The 19647-nt window shown below is 62.7% G+C and carries 17 protein-coding genes; 11 read left to right on the top strand and 6 right to left on the bottom strand.

What is annotated here, in order from left to right:
• The first annotated feature begins 14 nt into the window (after positions 1 to 14).
• The 8 genes from FXY94_RS03265 (at position 15) to FXY94_RS03230 (ending at position 8528) form a co-directional block, all read left to right on the top strand.
• The gene (locus tag FXY94_RS03265) at positions 15 to 1382 is read left to right on the top strand and encodes a glutamine synthetase family protein (RefSeq protein WP_016663596.1); all 1368 of its coding nucleotides are present in this window, start codon (positions 15 to 17) and stop codon (positions 1380 to 1382) included.
• Positions 1375 to 2109, top strand: a complete 735-nt coding sequence (locus FXY94_RS03260) for a gamma-glutamyl-gamma-aminobutyrate hydrolase family protein (protein WP_016663595.1) — start codon at positions 1375 to 1377, stop codon at positions 2107 to 2109. Before FXY94_RS03265 ends, FXY94_RS03260 begins: the two co-directional genes overlap by 8 nt.
• Positions 2106 to 3464 (top strand): aldehyde dehydrogenase family protein, encoded by a 1359-nt coding sequence (locus tag FXY94_RS03255; RefSeq protein ID WP_016663594.1) that lies wholly within the window; start codon positions 2106 to 2108, stop codon positions 3462 to 3464. The genes FXY94_RS03260 and FXY94_RS03255 overlap by 4 nt, the downstream gene beginning before the upstream one ends.
• A 32-nt stretch (positions 3465 to 3496) precedes the next feature.
• Entirely contained in the window at positions 3497 to 4294 is a 798-nt protein-coding gene (locus FXY94_RS03250) for a 3-oxoacyl-ACP reductase (RefSeq protein ID WP_016663593.1), read from the top strand.
• A gap of 30 nt (positions 4295 to 4324) precedes the next feature.
• Positions 4325 to 5056 (top strand): FadR/GntR family transcriptional regulator, encoded by a 732-nt coding sequence (locus FXY94_RS03245; protein ID WP_016663592.1) that lies wholly within the window; start codon positions 4325 to 4327, stop codon positions 5054 to 5056.
• A gap of 257 nt (positions 5057 to 5313) precedes the next feature.
• Positions 5314 to 6681: an ABC transporter permease gene (locus FXY94_RS03240; RefSeq protein ID WP_016663591.1), complete on the top strand. Its 1368-nt coding sequence runs from the start codon at positions 5314 to 5316 to the stop codon at positions 6679 to 6681.
• Positions 6678 to 7895, top strand: a complete 1218-nt coding sequence (locus FXY94_RS03235; RefSeq protein ID WP_016663590.1) for an ABC transporter permease — start codon at positions 6678 to 6680, stop codon at positions 7893 to 7895. The genes FXY94_RS03240 and FXY94_RS03235 overlap by 4 nt, the downstream gene beginning before the upstream one ends.
• Before the next feature lie 9 nt (positions 7896 to 7904).
• Positions 7905 to 8528 carry an ABC transporter ATP-binding protein gene (locus FXY94_RS03230; protein ID WP_016663589.1) on the top strand — a complete coding sequence of 208 codons (624 nt, stop codon included), beginning with the start codon at positions 7905 to 7907 and terminating at the stop codon, positions 8526 to 8528.
• Between the two features lie 504 nt (positions 8529 to 9032).
• Here the strand turns inward: FXY94_RS03230 and FXY94_RS03225 are convergent.
• The gene (locus FXY94_RS03225; RefSeq protein ID WP_016663588.1) at positions 9033 to 11492 is read right to left on the bottom strand and encodes a choice-of-anchor M domain-containing protein; all 2460 of its coding nucleotides are present in this window, start codon (positions 11490 to 11492) and stop codon (positions 9033 to 9035) included.
• Between the two features lie 212 nt (positions 11493 to 11704).
• On the opposite strand from FXY94_RS03225, the gene FXY94_RS03220 reads away from it, so the two are divergent.
• Positions 11705 to 14002, top strand: coding sequence for an ABC transporter permease (locus FXY94_RS03220; RefSeq protein ID WP_016663587.1), 2298 nt, complete (start codon positions 11705 to 11707; stop codon positions 14000 to 14002).
• Between the two features lie 9 nt (positions 14003 to 14011).
• A complete protein-coding gene (locus FXY94_RS03215) occupies positions 14012 to 14746 on the top strand; it encodes an ABC transporter ATP-binding protein (RefSeq protein ID WP_016663586.1) in 735 nt (244 codons plus the stop codon).
• A gap of 24 nt (positions 14747 to 14770) precedes the next feature.
• Here FXY94_RS03215 and FXY94_RS03210 read toward each other — a convergent pair whose 3' ends face one another.
• The 5 genes from FXY94_RS03210 to FXY94_RS03190 form a co-directional block, all read right to left on the bottom strand.
• A complete protein-coding gene (locus tag FXY94_RS03210) occupies positions 14771 to 15151 on the bottom strand; it encodes a hypothetical protein (protein WP_016663585.1) in 381 nt (126 codons plus the stop codon).
• A gap of 43 nt (positions 15152 to 15194) precedes the next feature.
• Positions 15195 to 15977, bottom strand: a complete 783-nt coding sequence (locus FXY94_RS03205) for a hypothetical protein (RefSeq protein ID WP_016663584.1) — start codon at positions 15975 to 15977, stop codon at positions 15195 to 15197.
• Positions 15974 to 16489 (bottom strand): hypothetical protein, encoded by a 516-nt coding sequence (locus tag FXY94_RS03200; RefSeq protein ID WP_016663583.1) that lies wholly within the window; start codon positions 16487 to 16489, stop codon positions 15974 to 15976. Before FXY94_RS03200 ends, FXY94_RS03205 begins: the two co-directional genes overlap by 4 nt.
• Positions 16490 to 16562: 73 nt before the next feature.
• The gene (locus FXY94_RS03195; RefSeq protein ID WP_016663582.1) at positions 16563 to 17810 is read right to left on the bottom strand and encodes a hypothetical protein; all 1248 of its coding nucleotides are present in this window, start codon (positions 17808 to 17810) and stop codon (positions 16563 to 16565) included.
• Between the two features lie 26 nt (positions 17811 to 17836).
• Positions 17837 to 18175: a hypothetical protein gene (locus FXY94_RS03190; protein ID WP_016663581.1), complete on the bottom strand. Its 339-nt coding sequence runs from the start codon at positions 18173 to 18175 to the stop codon at positions 17837 to 17839.
• Positions 18176 to 18405: 230 nt separating this feature from the next.
• Between FXY94_RS03190 and FXY94_RS03185 the strand changes: the two genes are divergently transcribed.
• On the top strand, positions 18406 to 19647 hold the full coding sequence (locus FXY94_RS03185; protein WP_016663580.1) for a Tm-1-like ATP-binding domain-containing protein: 1242 nt from the start codon (positions 18406 to 18408) through the stop codon (positions 19645 to 19647).

The raw sequence follows: 19647 nt of genomic DNA, 5'->3' as shown, positions 1-19647 counted from the left end.
AATGAGGAGCTTCCATGTCAGGCAACGAAGGAATGCTGACGTTCTCAGAACTCACCAACCGCATCCACGCCGGCGATATCGACACCGTGATTCTCGGATTCACGGACATGCAAGGCCGACTCGTAGGCAAGCGCATCTCCGCTCGCCTCTTTCTCGACTCCGTCGCCGAACACGGAGCCGAGTGCTGCAATTACCTCCTCGCCGTCGACATCGACAACAACACGGTGGACGGCTACAAGATCTCCAGCTGGAAGAGCGGCTACGGCGACATGGTCATGAAGCCAGACTTGGCCACGCTGCGCCAGGTCCCGTGGATCGAGGGCTCCGCACAGGTCACCGCGGACCTCCTCACGACCTCGGGCGAGGAAGTCGGCCCCGCCCCGCGCAGTGTCCTCAAGAAGCAGCGCGCTCGCCTCGAGGAGCGCGGCTGGACGTGCATGGGCGCGACGGAACTCGAATTCCTGATTTTCGACGACACCTACCGTGAAGCGTGGGCCAAGGGCTACAACGACCTCACCCCCGCAAGCGACTACAACACCGACTACGACATCCAGGCCTCCACGCGCCTCGAACCGCTTCTTCGCGACATCCGCAACTCCATGGATGCCGCCGGCATGTACTGCGAGGGCGTCAAAGGCGAATGCAACCCCGGCCAGCAAGAGATCGCTTTCCTTTACGACGACGTGCTTACCACGTGCGACAACCACAGCCTCTACCGCACGGGCGCCAAGGAGATCGCCGAAAGACACGGCAAGTCCATCACCTTCATGGCGAAGTTCAACCAGCGCGAAGGCAACTCGTGCCACATCCACATGAGCCTGCGCGACAAGGACGACAACCCCGTGTTCGCCGATGAATCCCGCGAAGGCGGGCGCAGCGTCATCATGGATCAGTTCCTCGCGGGGCAGATCGCCGCGGCGCGCGAACTCGCCCTCATGTTCGCCCCCAACATCAACTCTTACAAGCGCTATCAGCCCGGCACATTCGCACCGACCACACTCGCGTGGGGCCTCGACAACCGCTCGTGTGCCTTCCGAGTCGTGGGCCACGGCAAATCGCTACGCTTCGAGAACCGCATTCCCGGCGGCGACGTCAATCAATATCTCGCGATGGCCGCGATGATCGCCGCGGGTCTCCACGGCATCGACAACGAGCTCTCCCTCGAGGACGAGCTCGTGGGCAACGGCTACGAAAGTGACAAGCCGAGGGTGCCGACGACGCTCCGCGAGGCCGCCGACCTGTTCGAAAACTCCGAGATTGCCCATGCCGCCTTCGGCGAAGACGTCGTCGAGCACTACACGCGGGCTGCCCGGGTCGAACTCGAGGCGTTCGATGCCGCCGTCACGGATTGGGAGCGCGTGAGGGGCTTCGAACGTGGCTAGCGCACCCATCATCGGTATCTCGACATACCTCGAATCTGCCACGTGCGGGGTATGGGATACGCGCGCATCCTTCCTGCACGAGGCCTACCTTCAGGCGGTCCTCGATGCTGGAGGCGTGCCCGTCCTGTTGCCCCCGCAACCGTCGGAACACGAACGCGCTGCCCAGGTCCTCGCCCGCCTAGACGGGCTCATCCTCGCGGGCGGGGCCGACGTCAACCCGGCTCGGTATGGCGAGCAGCCGCACGAGAGGACCGGGGCGCCGCGCGATGATCGCGACGAGTGGGAAATCGCTCTGTACGAGGCGGCATGCAGCACCGGGCTGCCCTTGCTCGCGATCTGTCGCGGCATGCAGATCGTCAACACCGTCCACTCGGGAACGCTTATCCAGCACCTGCCCGACGTCGTGGGCTCGGATCAATACCAGCCTGCCCCGGGCGTGTTCGGCTCGGTGGACATCGAGATCACCGATGGCTCGACGCTCGCGAGCATCCTCGGCGGCAGCGCGCACGATATCCCCGTGTACCACCATCAGGCGGTAGCGAAGGTTGGCAGCGGTCTCACGGTCACCGCCCGCACGTCCGACGGCACCATCCAGGCCCTCGAGTCCCCATCAGCACGGGGCTTCTTCCTTGCCGTCCAATGGCATCCCGAACAGCAAAGCGACGACCGCAGACTCTTCGAAGCCCTCGTCAATGCTACGCCCCATACCTCTAAGGAGCGCCCATGACTACGTTCGACATCATCAACCCCGCGACCGAGGAGTTCATTCGCAGCATCGAGCTCGTCGACGTCGAAGCGACTGACGACGCCATCGCCAAGGCCGTCGTTGCACAAAAGCGCTGGGCGGCCACCGCTCCAGCCGCGCGAGCACAGGTTCTACGGAGTTTTGCCCGCATCGTCGCCGAGCACAACGAGGAGCTCGCCCAGATCGAGGTTGCCAATGCCGGCCACCCCATTGGGCAAGCCCGGTGGGAAGCGCAAAACGTTGCGAATGTCCTCGAGTACTACGCAGCAGCGCCCGAAAGGCTCATCGGCGAGCAGATTCCCGTCGAGGGCGGCGTGAACGTAACGTTCCATGAGGCGGTGGGCGTCGTCGGCATCATCACCCCGTGGAACTTCCCCATGCCAATCGCCGCGTGGGGCTTCGCACCCGCGCTCGCGGCTGGCTGCGCCGTGGTTCTCAAGCCCGCCGAATGGACACCACTCACGGCGATCCGCATTGCCGAGCTCGCCCTCGAGGCCGGCCTTCCCGAGGACCTTCTCACGGTTCTTCCCGGCAAAGGGTCGGTCGTCGGCAACCGGTTCGTCACACATCCCGACGTGCGAAAAGTCGTGTTCACCGGCTCAACGGCAACGGGAAAGACGATCATGCGTGGCTGCGCCGAACAGGTCAAGACCCTCACGCTCGAACTCGGCGGAAAGAACGCGAACATCGTGTTTGCCGATTCCGATCTCGAGAAGGCAGCCGCCGCAGCTCCCGCGGGGGTTTTCGACAACGCCGGGCAGGATTGCTGCTCGCGCTCACGGATCCTCGTCGAAAAGTCCGTGTACGAGAAGTTCATGGAGCTCTTCGAGCCCGCCGTCAAGGAGTTCCGGGTTGGTGACCCCGCGAAGGACGACACCGAAATGGGGCCGCTCGTGGCGAAAGCCCACCTCGACAAGGTCACCGGATACGTGGACGACGAATCGCTTGTCGCCTTTAGAGGGAGTGCACCGTCGGGCCCCGGCTTCTGGTTCCCGCCCACCGTGCTCACGCCCGAGCGCACGCACCGGACGGTTCACGAGGAGATTTTCGGCCCCGTCGTCACCGTGCTGCCGTTCGAGGACGAGGCCGATGCGCTCGCCCTCGCAAACGACACCGAGTACGGGCTTTCGGGGTCGATCTGGACTCGCGACATCGGCCGCGCGCTTCGCGTGTCGCGCGGGGTCGAGGCGGGAAACCTCTCCGTCAACTCCCACTCGTCGGTGCGGTACTCCACGCCGTTCGGCGGGTTCAAGCAGTCCGGTCTAGGCAGGGAACAAGGGCCCGACGCTCCCCTCGCCTTCACCGAAACCAAGAATGTCTTTTTCGCGCAGGACTAGCCATCATCCACCCCTTGTAGAAAGGTTTTGACATGTCAGAGACGACTATCGACAAGATTGATCTCACCGAACGCCTGAAGGGCAAGGTCGCCGTGATTACGGGCGGCAGCTCCGGCATCGGGCTTGCGACCGCCCGCCGGTTCGCGGCCGAAGGCGCCACGGTCGTCATCGGCGATCTCGATGCGACAAACGGCGAGGCGGCTGCCAAGGAGGTCGGCGGCCTCTTCGTCGAAACGAACGTCACGAGCGAAGAGCAGGTCAACCACCTGTTCGACGAAGCAGCTCGCGTGTACGGCTCGGTCGATATTGCCTTCAACAACGCCGGGATTTCGCCCGCGGATGACGATTCGATTGAAACAACCGAGCTTCCCGCGTGGGAGAAGGTGCAGGACGTCAACCTGAAATCGGTTTACCTGTGCTCGCGCGCAGCGCTTCGCCACATGACGAAGCAGCAGTCCGGTTCGATCATCAACACGGCTAGCTTCGTGGCGGTGATGGGCTCGGCGACCTCGCAGATTTCCTACACGGCCTCCAAGGGTGGGGTGCTCGCGATGACGCGCGAGCTCGGCGTGCAGTTCGCCCGTCAGGGCATTCGCGTCAACGCCCTGTGCCCGGGGCCCGTGGCCACTCCTCTTCTTCAGGAGCTTTTCGCGAAGGACCCCGAACGTGCGCAGCGTCGCCTCGTGCACGTGCCCGTGGGCCGCTTCGGCGATGCGAAGGAATTGGCTGCTTCGGTGGCGTTCCTCGCGAGTGACGACGCTTCGTTCATCACGGCCTCGACGTTCCTCGTTGATGGCGGCCTGAGCGCCGCCTACGTCACGCCGCTCTGAGTCGCGATGCTTGTGACAAGATGTTGAGCGATGACTGAGCTGCCTGATCCCGCCCCCGTGCTGAACTCCTGGGTTCTGTTGAAGCCAGGAGCGGCCTCGAACGCTTTCGAGGGGACCGTGCACAGGCTTGTTCAATCGCTCAAACTTGGGCTCGTTGCTCCGGGGGAAAAGCTTCCTCCGGAGCGCGAGCTCGCCTCGATGCTTGGGGTTTCGCGCGACACCGTTCGCGAGGCGATCTCGGCTCTCGTTGAGGCGGGTTACCTCGAAGCGAAACGGGGCCGCTACGGCGGGACGTTCGCAAAGAATCCGCTTCCCACCTCGAGCGCGCTTTCGGAGACCTCGAGTCGCGTCGCGTCCATCATCGACACTCTCGCTCTTCGGGCGGTGGTCGAGGTAGGGATCGTGCGCAGGCTCGCCCGCCAAGAGCTTTCACGCGAAAGCCGCGAACGGCTTTGGCGCGCCCACGAGGAATGCCAGGGTGCCGACCTGGCTGACTACCGCAAGTACGACACGCGTCTGCACCTGCTCATGGGGGAGCTCGTTGACGCTCCCTCCCTCGTCCCGGTTCTCGCCGATATCCGCATGCGGGTCAACGAGCTTCTTGACCAGATCCCCCTGCTCCAGCCCAATATTGAGCATTCGTGCGAGCAGCATCAAAGGATCGTCCAGGCCATTCTTCGCGGACGGCCGGATGTCGCCTCGGTCGAGATGGAGGAACACCTCGCGGGAACCGAGGCGCTTCTTCGCGGCTTCCTCGACTAGTCACACCTCACTCTCCCGCGGCGTTTTAGGGGATTGATCCGGGATCGCCCGAGTTCTCGCAGAAAAAGGGCAGATTTCGGGACTTTTTACCCGTTTCGATCCCGGAGTTTTCCCCGAGGAGCTGCCGCTCTCACCGGGCTTTCCCACCCCAAGCTGGGAACCATTCCAGACTGCTTCGTTAGGTTCTTTCGTCGTTGCCGCACGCTGTTATGCGGCGGCTCAAACACCTAATGTTGCCTTCTGGAAAGGATCGTTCCGTGTCGTCTTTCGGCCGGGCCTGGCGCTACGTTTCACGTCAACGCGTCAAGTCGTTCATTATTTTGGGAATTTTCGCGGCGATGATGTCGGCGCTCATGGTGACCGGTTCGGTGACGCGCGCTGCCGATGCGGCGGGAGCACAGGTTGATCGGCGCACGGGCGCGGGCTTCGTTCTGCAAAACAACCCGCAGTTCAATCAGGGAACACCCCGCGGCGCAGGCACCGTGAAGGGTGCGGATATCGAGAAGATCGCGAAGCTCAAGAACGTCGACAGCTACGTCGCGCGCCAGAACGTCACGGCGGATCTTGTGGGCGCAAACGTCAAGAAGCTCGACCACAACGAGTACGACGAGCAAAAGGAAAAGCAGTTCGGCAACGCCGCCAACGTGTGGGGCGTGAACGGCTCTGAGCTGGAAAATAGCTTCCGCGGTGGGGCGCTCACCCTCACGCAAGGCCGCCACCTGCAAAGTGGGGACTCGCACAAGGCCCTCATTCACGAGGATCTCGCGAAAGCAAATGGCCTCAAGGTGGGCGATGAGATCACCGTGAAGGGCAACCAATTCGATGTGGATAACCAGAACAAGTCAACGACCGAGGTCAAAACGGAAATCGTCGGCCTTTTTTCGGGAGATAACCCGAGGCCCGTTGCCCAGCGCAGCGAGCTTTTCGCCAATACGCTATTCACGGATCTTGACACGACGCGCGAGCTCTATGGATGGACGGCGAAGACCGAGATTTATCAGGACGCTAATTTCTTCGTGAAGAAGGGCGCTGAGCTCAAGGCGGTCGCGGAGGAAGCGAGCCGTCTCGGCATCGACTGGCGCAACTATCAGCTTGCCCCGTCGACGCAGTATCTCGCGGGCATCACCGGTGCGGTTGATGGCGTTCGCTCGATCATGAACGGCGCAAAAATCGCAACGTTCGTCCTGGCCATTGCGCTTCTGAGCCTCATGCTGTTCCTGTGGCTCGGTGAACGCAAGAAGGAAACGGGTGTGCTCCTTTCGGTGGGCACCACCAAGGGTGGAATGCTGCGCCAGTACTGGATGGAGCTTGGGCTCATCGCCATTCCAGCGATCGGACTCTCGTTTCTCGTGAGCACGTTTATCGCGCAATCTATTGGCTCTTCGGTGCTGGGAAGCGTCAATTCTTCTGCGAAGAATGGTTTTGCTCCCGGGCAGCAGGCCGGCGCCGATCTCGAATCGTCGAGCGCGCTTAAAACTCTCGATTCATTGCACGTAAGCCTCGGCAATCAGGATGTTGCATACGTCGCGATCGCAGCGGCCGTCGTCATTATCGTATGCGTGCTACTCGCCGCACTCCCGATGCTTCGCACGGCCCCGAAGAAGCTTTTGGTGGCACTCAAATGAGAGGCCTTTCTTCGGCGCGCCTCGCCGTGCTTTCACTGCGCAGGCGCCCCGCACGCAGCATCATTCTTCTCCTGCTCATGACCTTGATTTTCACGGGGCTCGTGGCGCAATCAGGCGTGCGCGCCACGATGGGCGATATTAGCGGCGCGATCGATCGGAACGTCGGGGCTGGTTTCACGGCGCAGAATTCCGACGCCAGCCTCGCCCGCACCGATGCCGACGCTCTCGCGACGCTTCCCGGCGTGACCTCAAGTGCGTACGAGACCGATCTTCTGGTGAAACCGAAAGGTCACCGTCCCGTCACGGCGGCCGGAGCAGTGCAGCTTGACCCGGAGTTCGCGAATGAAATGACGGCGACGGCGACGACTAATTCGCAGTTGAACCCGCTGTTTCAAGGCAAGCTTTTCACGCTTGAGCAGGGCGAGCACCTGAAGTCTTCGTCGCACGGCGCCCTCGTGCACAAGGACTTTGCCGCGAAGAACCACCTGTCGGTGGGAAGCGCGATCACGCTCGTACGTGACGGCAAGCTCGTGCGTCTCGTCGTGACCGGCATCTTTAGCGGTCGCGCGGAGAATCCGTCCGGCCTTCCTGCGGGCGCCGCCGAGAACCGTATTTTCGCCGCGGCCGAAGACATGTCGCCCCTAACCGATCCGGCGTCGTTGACCCTCGCGCGATACAGCACCGCGAGCGCTGAGGCTCTTCCCGCCGTGCTCGCGAAGGCGCATAAGGCTCGCCCTCACCTGAGCCTCGAGGATAATTCGGCGCAGTTTCGTACCGTCCTTGCCTCGATCGCCGGCGTGGAACGCCTTCTCACATGGCTCGTTCTTGGACTGAGCGCAGTGAGCATCGCGGTGCTCGTGCTCGTGCTCGCGTTTTGGGCGCGCGGCCGCCTTCACGAGATCGGGATTCTGCTCTCCCTTGGAAGGTCGAAGGGAAGCATCCTTCGTCAGTTCCTCACGGAGATTTGCGCGCTCGTAGCCGTCGCGGCGATTCTCGCTCTTGGGCTGGGGCTCCTCGCGACGAATGCCGTGAGCGAGGCTCTCCTGGCCCGCTCTCACGACCCGGTTCTCGAAGCCCTCTCCCCTTCCGCGAGTCCGCTCGCGGCCCTGGCTGCGCTTGGCGTGGGCGCCCTCATCGTCGCCATTGCTGTCGCAGCGGTTCTTATTCCTGTTTTTCGGCGCAGCCCGAAGTCAATTCTCGCCTCTATGAGCTAGGAGCACATCATGAGCATTCTTCACCTCGATCACGTCAGCTACACCTACGAACAGTCTCGCGGCCGGGTTCTCGAGGACGTCTCGACAACCTTTGAGCTCGGGAAGCTCTACGCGATCGTCGGCGCATCCGGTGCGGGCAAATCCACTCTGTTGAGCCTCCTTGCGGGCCTTGAAGCGCCCACCGGTGGCACGGTGCGGTTCAACGGAACCGATATCGCACAGACGGGGTATTCGAAGCATCGCCGCGAGCAGATCTCTCTCGTGTTTCAGAACTACAACCTGATTGACTACCTCACTCCGCTCGAAAACCTTCGTCTCGTGGATAAGAAGGCAGGCGTCGAAAGCCTCGAGAACCTCGGTCTCACGAAGGACCAGGCGACCCGCAATGTGCTTCGCCTTTCGGGCGGGCAGCAGCAGCGCGTCGCGATTGCGCGTGCGCTCGTATCGAAGGCGCCGGTGATTCTCGCGGACGAGCCGACGGGCAACCTCGACGAGGACACGGCGGAAGAGGTGATCGAGATTCTGCGGGGCGCGGCGAAAGCCGGTAAGTGCGTGATCGTTGTGACCCACTCGAAGCGGGTCGCGGAATGTGCAGACGTGCAGCTGCGACTAACGAAGCGGACGCTTGTCTGACGCTCGTCTAGCGGCGGCCCTCTCCTCGATGCCCCGAGTGGCGCCACCTTCCCCCCGGGTGGCGCCGCTTTCTCGTTTCCCCGAAACATCGCCATCTTCCAACTCCCCCGAAAAGCCGTCACCTTCCAACTCCCCGAAACACCGCCCCTCCTCAACTCCCCAAATGCCGTCACCTTCCGACTCCCCCAAATGCCGTCACTCTTTATGAAGATTCGACGGCGCTCCCAGTCCGACACAGCGCCAAACCCCACTTTTCTTCATGATCTGAGACGGGAAGAGGCGCATGAAGGGCCCGCCCCCCCCCCCGAAAAACCGTCACCTTGTCGATCCCCCAAATGCCGTCACTGTTTATGAAGATTCGACGGCGCCCCCGGCCCGACACAGCACCAAACCCCACTTTTCTTCATGACCTGAGACGGGGAAAGGATCCGAGACGGGAAGAGGCAGCATGAAGGACCCGCGCCTCCCTGGAGAAGCGCGGGCCCTTTCTGTAGCTGTGAGCGTTTAGCTGTTCTTGCGACGCCTTGTGAGCGCCGCACCGCCGGCCGCGAGCGCGCTCGCGGCAGCAACGGTCAGGCCAACGCTCGCGCCTGTGCGCGGGAGGTCGCCCAGTAGATCGTCGCCGCCTGCATCGGATGCATCGCCGGCGTCGGAAGCTGCGGGTGCACTGCCACCGGCATCAGAGGCGCCGGCGCCCGCGGGATCGCCTTCGGCTCCGGTCCCATCGGTGTCACCGGCACCGTCAGCGGGGTTGCCCGGCTGGGCCGGGTTTTCGCCCGACGGATCCTGGCCCTCGGCGCCGCCCTGGTCGCTACCCGGCTGCTCGCCCACTACGAAGGTGAGGCGCTGAGTCTTGGCGGTAGCCTCCCCGTTATCGGCGCTGCGCTCGCCGTTACTCGCCTGCTTAGCGTGCGCCGTGACGTCGATCGTGTACGTACCCGGCTTCGTGAATGCCCACGCGGTGTGCATGTGGGTGCCGGGCGGAAGCGGGATGTCGGAAGCCTTCTCGCTCGTGGCGTACATCTTCTGGATCGTGCCGAGGTTCTCGGTGTACGCGAACCACTTACCGCCTTCGGGGGCGCTGACGGGGGTGAGCGTCATCGTTGCACCCTCGGGGTATTTGTCGCGATCGAGTTCTTCGCTCGAGAAGCCCGGCCACACCCGGCCCTGCTGCTGGGACTGCGGGAGAACATACAGCTCGCTGCCCTTCGGGCCGAGCACGTCGTAGCTCTTATCGGCAAGGACGTTACCTTCGCGCTTGGCCTTCGCGAGCTTCGTGACCTCGAGCGTCGTCGAGTCGATCGTGCGAAGCACGGACTTCTTCGCGTGTTGGCGCGAGTCGTCTCCGAGGGCGACGGAGAAGCTTCCGTCGACGTCCATGACGCGCAGGTCAACGTGCCCGTTGTTGATGGTCACGGGGGTGTTGAGGAGGGAACCGTCGGCCCCTTCATCTCCGGCGCCCGGGTCCGACGCATCCCCGCCCTCCGGTGCGTCCGGAGTGCCCGTTGCGCCGTTCTCGGAGAACTGAGTCGAGATTTCCTTACCTTTGGCGGTCACCGGGCCGAAGTCCGCGACTTCGGTGTTGCCGATTGCGGCACGCGGAAGCGGCTCGAGGGTCAGGCGGAGGTCATACTTGTCGCCCATGCATGCTTCGCGGTCGATATCGAAGCTTCGGCGGCCAGGGCCACTGACGGCATCGACGTCACACGTCGCGAACTTGGAGCCCTTTTCGTAGAACCCGCCCGAGACGTGATAGGTGAGGGAGTCGTCGGCAGGTTTCGTGGAGAGCTTCATCAGGGTGTCTTTGTCGCCGGCCTTCGCGCTCACCGAAACGTCGCGTGACCTGACCTTTACCTCTCCCTTGGGGAAGCCGGTTGCGACAGAGTCGGGGGTTTCCGTGGGGAGGTCGCCCGCGTCCTTCGTCGACGTAGCTGCTTGGCCAGTGCTCGAGGTGAGCGGCGCGCTGATCCAGCGAGCAGCGCCCTTCGTGGGCACGAAAACGGCCTGGAAGGTCGACTTCTGCGAGCCGATCATCTCGCTCCACGTGGCCTTGCCGCCCTTCACGGGCACTTCGGCGAGGTGGTAGCCGTCGATGTAGAACACGACGGTGCCTTCTGCTTCGGCGTTGCCGGCATCGAAGGTGAGGTCGGTGAGGCGCTCGTCGCCGTCCTTCTTCTTGCCGGTGTGCGGGGCGATGGTGAAGGTCGGGGTGGATTCGCCGGTCACTCCAGCAGCCTTGTCGTAGGCCGTCTTGACGTCGCCGAGCTTTTCGTCGGCGGGGTTGGTGCCACCCACGCGCCACACGAGCGTGGTGGGCTTCGAGGAGGTGAAGGTGCCGTCGGACTTCCGGGCACTCGCCTCGTAGGTGACCTCGTACCGGCCAGGTTTCGTGAAGGTCGTGAAGTTGTGGGTGTGCGTGCCCGGGTCGAGCCACACGGCGCGCGAGTTGTGATCGTGCGAGGAGAACAGATGCGTGACCGGCAGGTTGCCGTAGCTCGAGTAGTTGAACATGTTCATCTCGCCGGGGCCGTTGAAGCCCGTCAGCTCGATGGTGAAGTTCTCGTCCTGGAACTCTTCGATGGGCACTGCCGTGTCGGCGCCGAACCCTGACCAGATCGGGGTGTTGCCCGGCCCGGGACTGTGAGGCGCCATGTAGAGGTGGTCGCCTTCCTTTCCGAGGAACGCGAGGCGCGGATCCTTCGTCACGTCAAAGATGTAGCTTTGCGTGCCGTCGTCCTGGTAGCCACGTCCAACCCAGTTGGTGGTCTTGTCCAGCGGGAGTGTTTTCCCGTTGGATTGGGAGTTGATCTGGAATGTCTTGGCGTCTTTGTCCCAAAAGACCTTGGGCGCGTCGATATGCGCGTTCGTCTGGACCGTACGGTCGTCGTCGGGCCCCGCAAAGGCGGGCGCGAGGGCGAGCGTGAAAGCCGCGAGCGTGGCGCAGGTGGAGCGGAGAATCCGCATGAACCCCTCCTCGAATGGTAACTGTTCTCATTTACAGTACAGCTACCGGCGCCCCGCCGCCACCCTGCCCCCCCCCTTCTCGAGTAGAGAAAACTTCCTAGGCGCCACTGAAACAGAGGGGTCTCACGCCGTTATTTCCACCTTCATTCGGGACCTGCGGCGCGGGTCCGAGCACTACACTGGAAGTACTACCGCAACCTCCAGGGGGACCAATGCTCTGGCGCCTCTTGCGCGCCGATCTCCGGCGCAACCGTGTAGTTTCGCTCGTGCTCTTTGCGATCGTTGCCGTCGCTTCCCTCCTCGCGTGCACAAGCGCCGTTCTTCTCTCCCGCACTGCCGTTGCCCTCGAGAGCTTCTGGGCCGATTCCCGCCCTCCCGACATCGTTCAAATGCACGCCGGTCCCCTCAATCCTCACGACATCACCGCGTGGGCGCGCACCCAATCGGGCATCGCCGACACCGACGTCATGGAAACCCTTCCGGTTCCCACAGCACGCCTCACGATCGCGGGCGAGAACCAGGCCAATTCCGTACTCGAGCCCGCCCTCGTCACCTCCCCCGAGCGCTTCGACCTGCTCCTCGACGAACACGGCAACCGCGTGGCCCCCTCCCCCGGCGACGTGTGGCTTCCCGTGTACTACGAGGCGGAGAATCTCGCGAAAAAGGGAGACACGGTCACGCTTGAGCTCGGGGGCACACAACAAGTTCTGACGGTTGCCGGGTTTGCACGCGATGCCCAAATGAACCCATCGATGGTCACCTCGAAGCGCCTGGTCGTCAACGAAAGCGACTTCGAGGCCGCCCGCGCACACCTCGAGCCCGAATACCTCATCGAATTCCAGCTCAAGGAAGGCGCGAGCCTCCAGGAGGTCAAAGACGCCTACATCCACGCGGGACTTCCCGCACAAGGCGTCATGGTTGATTCCACGATCTTCGCGCTCATGAATGCGCTCAGCGCACTGCTCCTCGCGATCGTCGCCACCCTCATCGCGGGGCTGCTGATCGTGATTGCCCTCCTCGCCCTGCGCTTCGCTTTCCTCGCGGCCTTCCACACCGATATGGCGGAGATCGCGACGCTCAAAGCAATCGGCGCACCGATCGGAAAACTCAAGGGTCTTTTCATTCTCAAGTACGCGGCTCTCACCGCGGCGGGTGCGCTCGCGGGCCTTCTCATTTCGTTCCCGCTTGGAACCCTCGCAAGCCGGGGCGTGCTCATGTACATCGGTAAACCTCACTTCCACGTGGCGCTCGTGGCGGCCCCGGTAGGCGTAGCAACCTTGGGAACCCTCGCGATCGTGGCTTCATGCTGGCTGCTCATGCGTCGCATCGCCACAATGTCGGCCGCAGAAGCGCTGCGCACGGGAAACACGCGCCGGCGAGTTCGACACGCGCCGCGGTGGCAGCTTGCCCGCACACGCCTCACAGTTCCCGATTTTCTTGGCGTACGCGGCGCGCTCAATCCTCAAAATCTGCTGCTCATCGCCGTGATCGCCCTCAGCGCTTTCGCGATCATCGTGCCCGCAAACATTGCCGCGACCTTCGCGAACCCGCAGTTCGCCACCTATCTCGGCGTGGGCTCTGCGGACTTGCGGATCGATGTGCGTGAGAACGCCGAATCTCCCGCATCCCTCCTCTCGCGCCTCGCAACCGATCCCGCGGTCACCGAGACCGCGCATCTCACCACGGGCCGCTTCGAGGCCCAAAACCCCGAAGGCGAGTGGGAAAGCGTGCTCGTTGAGGTAGGTGACCACGCGGCCTTTCCGCTCACCTATCAGGAGGGCGCCGCGCCCGCGAGCGCATCGGAGATCTCTCTTTCCGTGAACGAAGCGAAGGCGCTCGACGCGAGCGTGGGCGAAACGGTCACGCTTCGCGGCGAGGGTGAGGTCCGACGGCTGCGGATCTCCGGGGTGTACCAAGACATCACGAATGGCGGCATGACCGCAAAGGCGGCATTTGCTGCCCCCACCAGGCCCCTCGCGGAGCTCGTGTACGTGCGCCTCGCCCCCGGTGAGGATGCCAACGCCGTTGCCGCGAGGCTCTCGCACGAGTTCCCCGGAGCGCGGGTCACGCACATGGCGGATTACGCCTCGCAAACGATGGGCGGCGCGATCGCGCAGCTGCGCACCGTCACGTGGATCGCGGCGGCGATCGCGCTTGGGCAAACATTCCTCATCGTCGCCCTTTTCGTGGTGCTTCTCATCGCGCGCAGCGGGCGTGAACTCGCCTCACTCACGGCACTCGGGATGAGAAACACCGCGCTCACGCGCATGCACATGGTGCAGTTAGCAAGCGTCGGAATTGTGGGCGTTGCCGCGGGCGTGGCCCTCGCCTCCCTCGCCACCCAACCCCTGTTCCGGCTCGTCATGGGGCAGATGGGTGCCCCCGGAATCTCCCTCATGCCAAATCCGTGGGTTGCGTGGCTGCTTGTTCCGGCGGCAGTTTTCGCGTGCGTGCTGCTCGCGACTCGCACGTCCACACTTCGTCTTCACACCCTCGCCCTTCGCGACTAGGAGAATCTCATGCTGAGCGCGTCAGGAATCATCAAGGATTACAGCCAACGCGTGCTACACGGCATCGACCTCGAGGTTGCAGCCGGGGAGTTCGTGGTGATCATGGGACCTTCGGGCTCGGGGAAAACGACTCTTCTCCACATGCTTTCGGGAATGGATCGGCCCACGGCCGGCACGGTCACGCTCGGCGGGCGGGAACTCACGGGGCTTGGGGAGCGGGAGCTTGCCGACGTTCGCTTGCGTCATATCGGCTTCGTTTTTCAAGAACCGCACCTTCTGCAGAGCCTTGATCTGCGCGACAACATCGTGTTGCCCGGACTCCTCGCGGGTGAGCGTCCGCGCAGTGAAATCGTGGCGCGTGCCGAGGAACTCATGACCGACATCGGGATCGCGTCGATCGCCGATCACCTGCCCGGGCAGGCATCCGGTGGGCAATTGCAGCGGGCGGGGATTTGCCGCGCACTCGTTAACGGCGCGAGCGTAGTGTTTGGCGATGAGCCCACGGGCGCGCTCAATCAGGCGATGAGTCAGCAGATTCTCGATGTGCTTTCGCGCCTCAATGACGCCGGCACAACGCTCATTCTCGTGACGCACGATCCGCAGGTTGCCGCGCGTGCGAGCCGCCTCGTGATCCTCGTGGATGGTCGCCTCACGGATGATCTGAAGCTCGGCGCGTATAGCGCTCGCGAGCACGAGGAGCGCATGAGTCCCGTGCGCGAGGTGATGGCGGCGCGGGGAATATAGGCGCTGCTGCTCTGGTCTTTCGGTTTAGGCGTCGGAGGTGGTGCGCTTTCGTGCGGCGCGATCCTTCTTGCGGCGCTCGACAACCCAGCGCGGCGCGAACGGCCAGGGAAGCGGCACCCCAATCCCGCCGAGAATGCCGATGGGGATCATGACCACGGTGATGATCCCGAGGATCCGCAGCGGCTCAGCCACGAACGCGCCGCCAGGAAACCCCAGCTCCTCGTGGAGGATGAGCAGCGCCCCGACGCTAAAAACCGGCGTGCAATAGGGCAGGATCCACAGGTTCGGAATCTCGCGGTAGTCGTCGTACCACTCGGCGTTCTCCTGATACCGAACGTGGAACATGTAGAACGCAAAGATCGCCGTGGTGACAACGAAGATGAGGACCCACAGAAGAATCTTCATGCGTCCATCCTCCTCTCTCGCCACCGCCGAGCGACGGCACCTCTTACCACGCGGAGATCTGCTGCTGGGAGGGAAGCTGATGGGCGGCCATCATGTACAGCACCCACGCATCGGTTGGCTGAAGGTAGTGGGAGCTACCGAAGATCTTGCGCGGCTCGGAATAGAAGGACAGGTAGCCGTGCGGGGTCGACACCCACGCGGTCGCGATCGGCTTCGGGCCGTTCTCGGTGTGCTTCTCGGAGGCCACAACGACCTGCTCGTAGAGGCCCTGGGTCACGTCGCCGGCCACGCCGGGTGAAACCTCGCGCACGGCCGCGGCGACATCCTGCTGAGCCTTATGGAGCTTGTCTTCCTCCCCGGGCTCGAGAACGAGGTTCTCCCACGTTTCCGCGTCGATCTTCACTGAGTCATTAGACGTGAAGTCTTTGTCGGCGATGGGCGTGAGATCCGAGAGATCAAACAGCACGGCATACCTGCTCGAGAGCTGATGCGACTTGAGCACGAAACTCGGCGGAGCAGAGACCTCGCTCGTAAGAACGGTCTGGGCGCTCACGCAGCCGTCCGGCCCGAGCCACAGGAAGCGGTTGTCTTCCGCTCCGTTGCCGGCAACCGACGTGATCGTGAGCTGGTAGCGATAGTCCTTGAGGGTGCGCCAGATGCCCTCGGTGCCGTCGGCAACGCGACCATCACTTGCCACGACCTGGTCGTTCACATCAACGACTCGAAAACCCTCGTTCGGGATTCCCTTTTCGAGCAGCATCATGAAGCTCTCGAAGCCGAGTTCCACCGCGGTGCCGTCGCTGCCCGTGTTGATCTGCTCAGTCACTGTGCCGACTCCTTCCACAGCAGGCTGTGCCCCATGTTCAAGATCAGCTGCGCTCTCTCGCCCAGCAGCTCGGTGGGGTACGTGATGGTGAGGTCAATGTGGACGCCGTTGTGCACCGCAGTCCACTGGAACATCACCAGCGGGATGCCGTCCTGGTTGGTGTACGACGCAATGCGTTGCAGCCCCGGCACGCCCTGAACGCCGACGGTGTCCGCATCAAGATGCATGATCCGGTATTCGTCGAGCGTATCCGCGTAGGAATCCTCGACCTCGTCCTGGATCGCCGCGAGCCCTTCCAGGGTCTCGATGCCCGCCTCGGCCTTCCTCTGGATGAGCACGATGTTCGGGCGGAACTGCTCGTTCCAGATTTCATCCGAAAGGTAAATGAAGATGCCTCGGTCAGCTCCCGACGTGTCTTCTTCCCACCCGCGAGGTGCGAACACATCGACGACCATGTCCGGGTGCGTATAGGTCGTCATCTCTGCGGGTACTGACTTACCCGAATCGGGCATTGCCTCTCCTCACATCCTCGTTTTCGACGTACGCGATCAATAGAAACCGCCGTAGCTCGGCGTTTTTTGCGCGTCAGTCGAAGAGATTGCCAATGGGATCCTTCACCTTGTTCGCAAGCCAACCACCTGCGGCTCCGCCAGCGACGCCGCCGATGATGCCGCCGGCAACACCGCCCACCACGGTACCAACCGGGCCGCCGAAGGAGCCGATCGCAGCGCCCATGGCCGCACCGGCCTTGCCGCCGGCCCAGCCGCCTGCCGTAGCGCCGGCAGCAGACACGCCTGCGCGCGCGCCCTTTTCCACGTTGCCCATGTTCGGGTGAACCTTTGAGTCGGTTTGCCACGAGTCCACCGCGGTAGTCGCAGCCGAGATTCCTGTGCCTGCCCGGGATACCCATTTCGCGCCCGTAGCGACCTTGCCCCACTTGGCTTTCGTCAGCCCCTGGCTGTGAGCGTGCGGCACTCGCGAATGCTTGCCTTCAAGCTTGAGCATGCTGCGGCCAATGACCGCCTGGAGCGCGCCACCGAACGAATTGGGCTTGGCCAGGGGGTTCATCGGCGAGTTCTTCGCGAGGAACTGACCACCATTGGTAACGGCATCCGCGTCCCAGCCGGTCAGGCCCTTGACAAGCCCCTTGCCGAACTCGCCCTTTTTAGCGATATTTTGCAGAAGCTTAGGTGCCCACCCCTGCCGAATCTTGATGCTGCCGTTCGAATAGAAAAAGTACGTGCTGTAGTACTTGACGAAGTCTGTACCGAGCTTGCCGAACTGGAGCAGCGCCCCCATGGCACCTTCAATATTGTTTCCGCGGGTGATAGCCCCCAGGAGCTTTTTCCCGATCACGGCGCCGGCGCTCTCGGTCGTGTTTCTGATCGAGCTCGCGCACGACGAATCCGCCGCATCACGGTCAATCCGCAGCTTGGTGCACTTATTCTGCAATCTCAGCTCCCACGCGGCAAGGGAGGCCTGAGCAGCAGCGTCAGTGGGGTCCGCTAGCGCCTTCGCCGCTTCGTACTTCTTGATCTCTTCTTCGAGGTCAGTCTTTCGCGTCCTGAGCGGCCCCAGTTTGTCCGCATAGGCATCCAAACCGTCGGCAACCTTGCCGGCCGACTTCATAATTTCGTCAGCCATTTCTTCGGGGGTCCTCATGGCGCGGTGCACCTGACCCTCCTCAGGAGCGTGGTACTGCCCGCTGATGGGCTGCCATGCATTCGAGGTGTCCCTCATCTTCTGTTGGACATTCTCGCCAGCGGTGCGGATCTCCGAGGCACCACCGGTCACGATCGACGGGTCTTCGATTTCTGGTACGTCAAAAGTCATTGCAGTTCCTCACTCGTCGATCATTTTCACTGCATGCCGGGCATATCGCTCACATGGGCCTGCTGGTTACCAGCATTAGCCGCCGTGCACATGAGCTGATCGCCCTGGGTGTACTTCTGCACTGCATCGTCCGTGGAATCGATGTTGTTGTTCACCATCTCCACGAGCGCCTGACCCGCTGATTCGAAAGCTGACGCAACGTCCCCCGCGAGCGCAGCCGACGTTTGTTTGCTGTGCAGCAGCGATCCCCCCAAGTCCGACGCGCCGTTCTTGAGATCTCTGTTGGATGATTCGATCGCGGGGACGGTTCCCCTGGTATTCGAAATCGTGCCGCGCACGGCCTTGTCGTCGATGTCGTAAAACATGTAGCTCTCCCGAATCGTCGAGTTCGTGGTCTACAAGCTGTTCGAGCTCCCCTTGCGGGACCCAGTTAACATCACGAACAGATAACAAACCTGAGTGCTCGAGGCCGCGCACGTGCACGACTGCCTTGGCGAGCCGTCAAACCGTCGGGGCCAGATGCGGAGGAAACTTCCTAGCCAGCGTCCATTCGCAGAATCTACGGTGGAAAGAGTCGATGACGAAGGAGTGCCTGATGACAACCATTGCTTTGGTAGGAACGCTCGATACGAAAGCCGAAGATTATGCCTGGCTGAAAGCGCGTCTCACAGAAATGGGGGTCAACGTGCTCGCCGTCGACGTCGGCTCGTTTTCCACGGCCGATTTCGCGGATGTCTCTTCCGATGAGGTCATCGACGCTGCCGGCGAGGATGCCGCGAAACTTAGGGAGCGCCGCGACCGCGGAGAAATGATGGCGGTCATGGGTCGCGGTGCTGCCACGATCGTGCAGAAGCTCGCGGATGAGGGCCGCATTCACGGTCTACTTGCGGTCGGTGGCTCAAGTGGTTCGTCAGTCGCGGCACCGGCGATGCAGGCGGTCCCGGTTGGTTTCCCGAAGCTGCTGGTCTCGACGATGGCCTCGGGGGATGTTTCTCCGTATGTCGGCGAAACGGACACGACACTTATGTATTCGGTCGTGGATGTTGCCGGCATCAACTCGATTTCTGCGATGGTACTCGGCAATGCGGCCGCAGCAATCGCGGGAATGGCGAAGGAATTCGAAGCCCGCACGAAGAGAGCCCCCGTTGAGCACCGCCCTCTCGTGGGGCTCACGATGTTCGGGCTCACCACACCCGCAGCAGATGAGGCTCGCAAGACTCTCGCGGATCTCGGCTACGAAGTGCTCGTGTTTCACGCGACCGGCACAGGCGGTCGGGCAATGGAAAAGCTCATTGAGTCGGGATTGATTGTTGGCGTGTGCGATCTGACGACAACGGAACTCGCCGACGATCTTGTGGGTGGAGTGCTCAGTGCCGGACCCGACCGGCTCGAGATGGCAGGGCGTACGGGAACGCCGCAAGTGGTCAGCCTTGGCGCCCTCGACATGGTGAACTTCGGTCCACAAGAGTCGGTCCCGAGCGAGTTTGAGGGCCGCACATTCCTCGTGCACAACCCGACGGTCACCCTCATGCGCACCTCCCCCACCGAGACACACGAACTGGGTCGCCGCATCGGCACGAAGCTTGCCGCCGCGAAGGGGCCCACCGAGCTTTTCATTCCCACAAAAGGCTTGAGTGGCATCGACGTTGAGGGCGGCCCATTCCATGACCCCGAAGCAGATACCGCACTTTTTGACGCCGTGAAGCAGAGCCTCGAAGGCAGCACCGTTGCCGTTCACGAGCAAGACTGTGCGATCAATGACGAGGGCTTCGGCCGCGCGATGGCCGAGCGCCTCCACGAACTTATCCGCAACCAATCGGGAAAGAAGGAGAACTGA

This window comes from Dermabacter jinjuensis (assembly GCF_902381725.1).
GTDB classification, from domain to species: Bacteria; Actinomycetota; Actinomycetes; order Actinomycetales; family Dermabacteraceae; genus Dermabacter; species Dermabacter hominis.
Note: the sequence above shows the minus strand (reverse complement) of the source record. Positions and strands in the feature narration are given on the sequence as shown.

Coding starts and splice junctions, on each gene's coding strand:
- FXY94_RS03190 (WP_016663581.1), bottom strand. CDS start 18,175: ATGTTTTACGACATCGACGACAAGGCCGTGCGCGGCACGATTTCGAAT.
- FXY94_RS03265 (WP_016663596.1), top strand. CDS start 15: ATGTCAGGCAACGAAGGAATGCTGACGTTCTCAGAACTCACCAACCGC.
- FXY94_RS03245 (WP_016663592.1), top strand. CDS start 4,325: ATGACTGAGCTGCCTGATCCCGCCCCCGTGCTGAACTCCTGGGTTCTG.
- FXY94_RS03220 (WP_016663587.1), top strand. CDS start 11,705: ATGCTCTGGCGCCTCTTGCGCGCCGATCTCCGGCGCAACCGTGTAGTT.
- FXY94_RS03215 (WP_016663586.1), top strand. CDS start 14,012: ATGCTGAGCGCGTCAGGAATCATCAAGGATTACAGCCAACGCGTGCTA.
- FXY94_RS03210 (WP_016663585.1), bottom strand. CDS start 15,151: ATGAAGATTCTTCTGTGGGTCCTCATCTTCGTTGTCACCACGGCGATC.
- FXY94_RS03235 (WP_016663590.1), top strand. CDS start 6,678: ATGAGAGGCCTTTCTTCGGCGCGCCTCGCCGTGCTTTCACTGCGCAGG.
- FXY94_RS03250 (WP_016663593.1), top strand. CDS start 3,497: ATGTCAGAGACGACTATCGACAAGATTGATCTCACCGAACGCCTGAAG.
- FXY94_RS03255 (WP_016663594.1), top strand. CDS start 2,106: ATGACTACGTTCGACATCATCAACCCCGCGACCGAGGAGTTCATTCGC.
- FXY94_RS03195 (WP_016663582.1), bottom strand. CDS start 17,810: ATGACTTTTGACGTACCAGAAATCGAAGACCCGTCGATCGTGACCGGT.
- FXY94_RS03225 (WP_016663588.1), bottom strand. CDS start 11,492: ATGCGGATTCTCCGCTCCACCTGCGCCACGCTCGCGGCTTTCACGCTC.
- FXY94_RS03185 (WP_016663580.1), top strand. CDS start 18,406: ATGACAACCATTGCTTTGGTAGGAACGCTCGATACGAAAGCCGAAGAT.
- FXY94_RS03200 (WP_016663583.1), bottom strand. CDS start 16,489: ATGCCCGATTCGGGTAAGTCAGTACCCGCAGAGATGACGACCTATACG.
- FXY94_RS03230 (WP_016663589.1), top strand. CDS start 7,905: ATGAGCATTCTTCACCTCGATCACGTCAGCTACACCTACGAACAGTCT.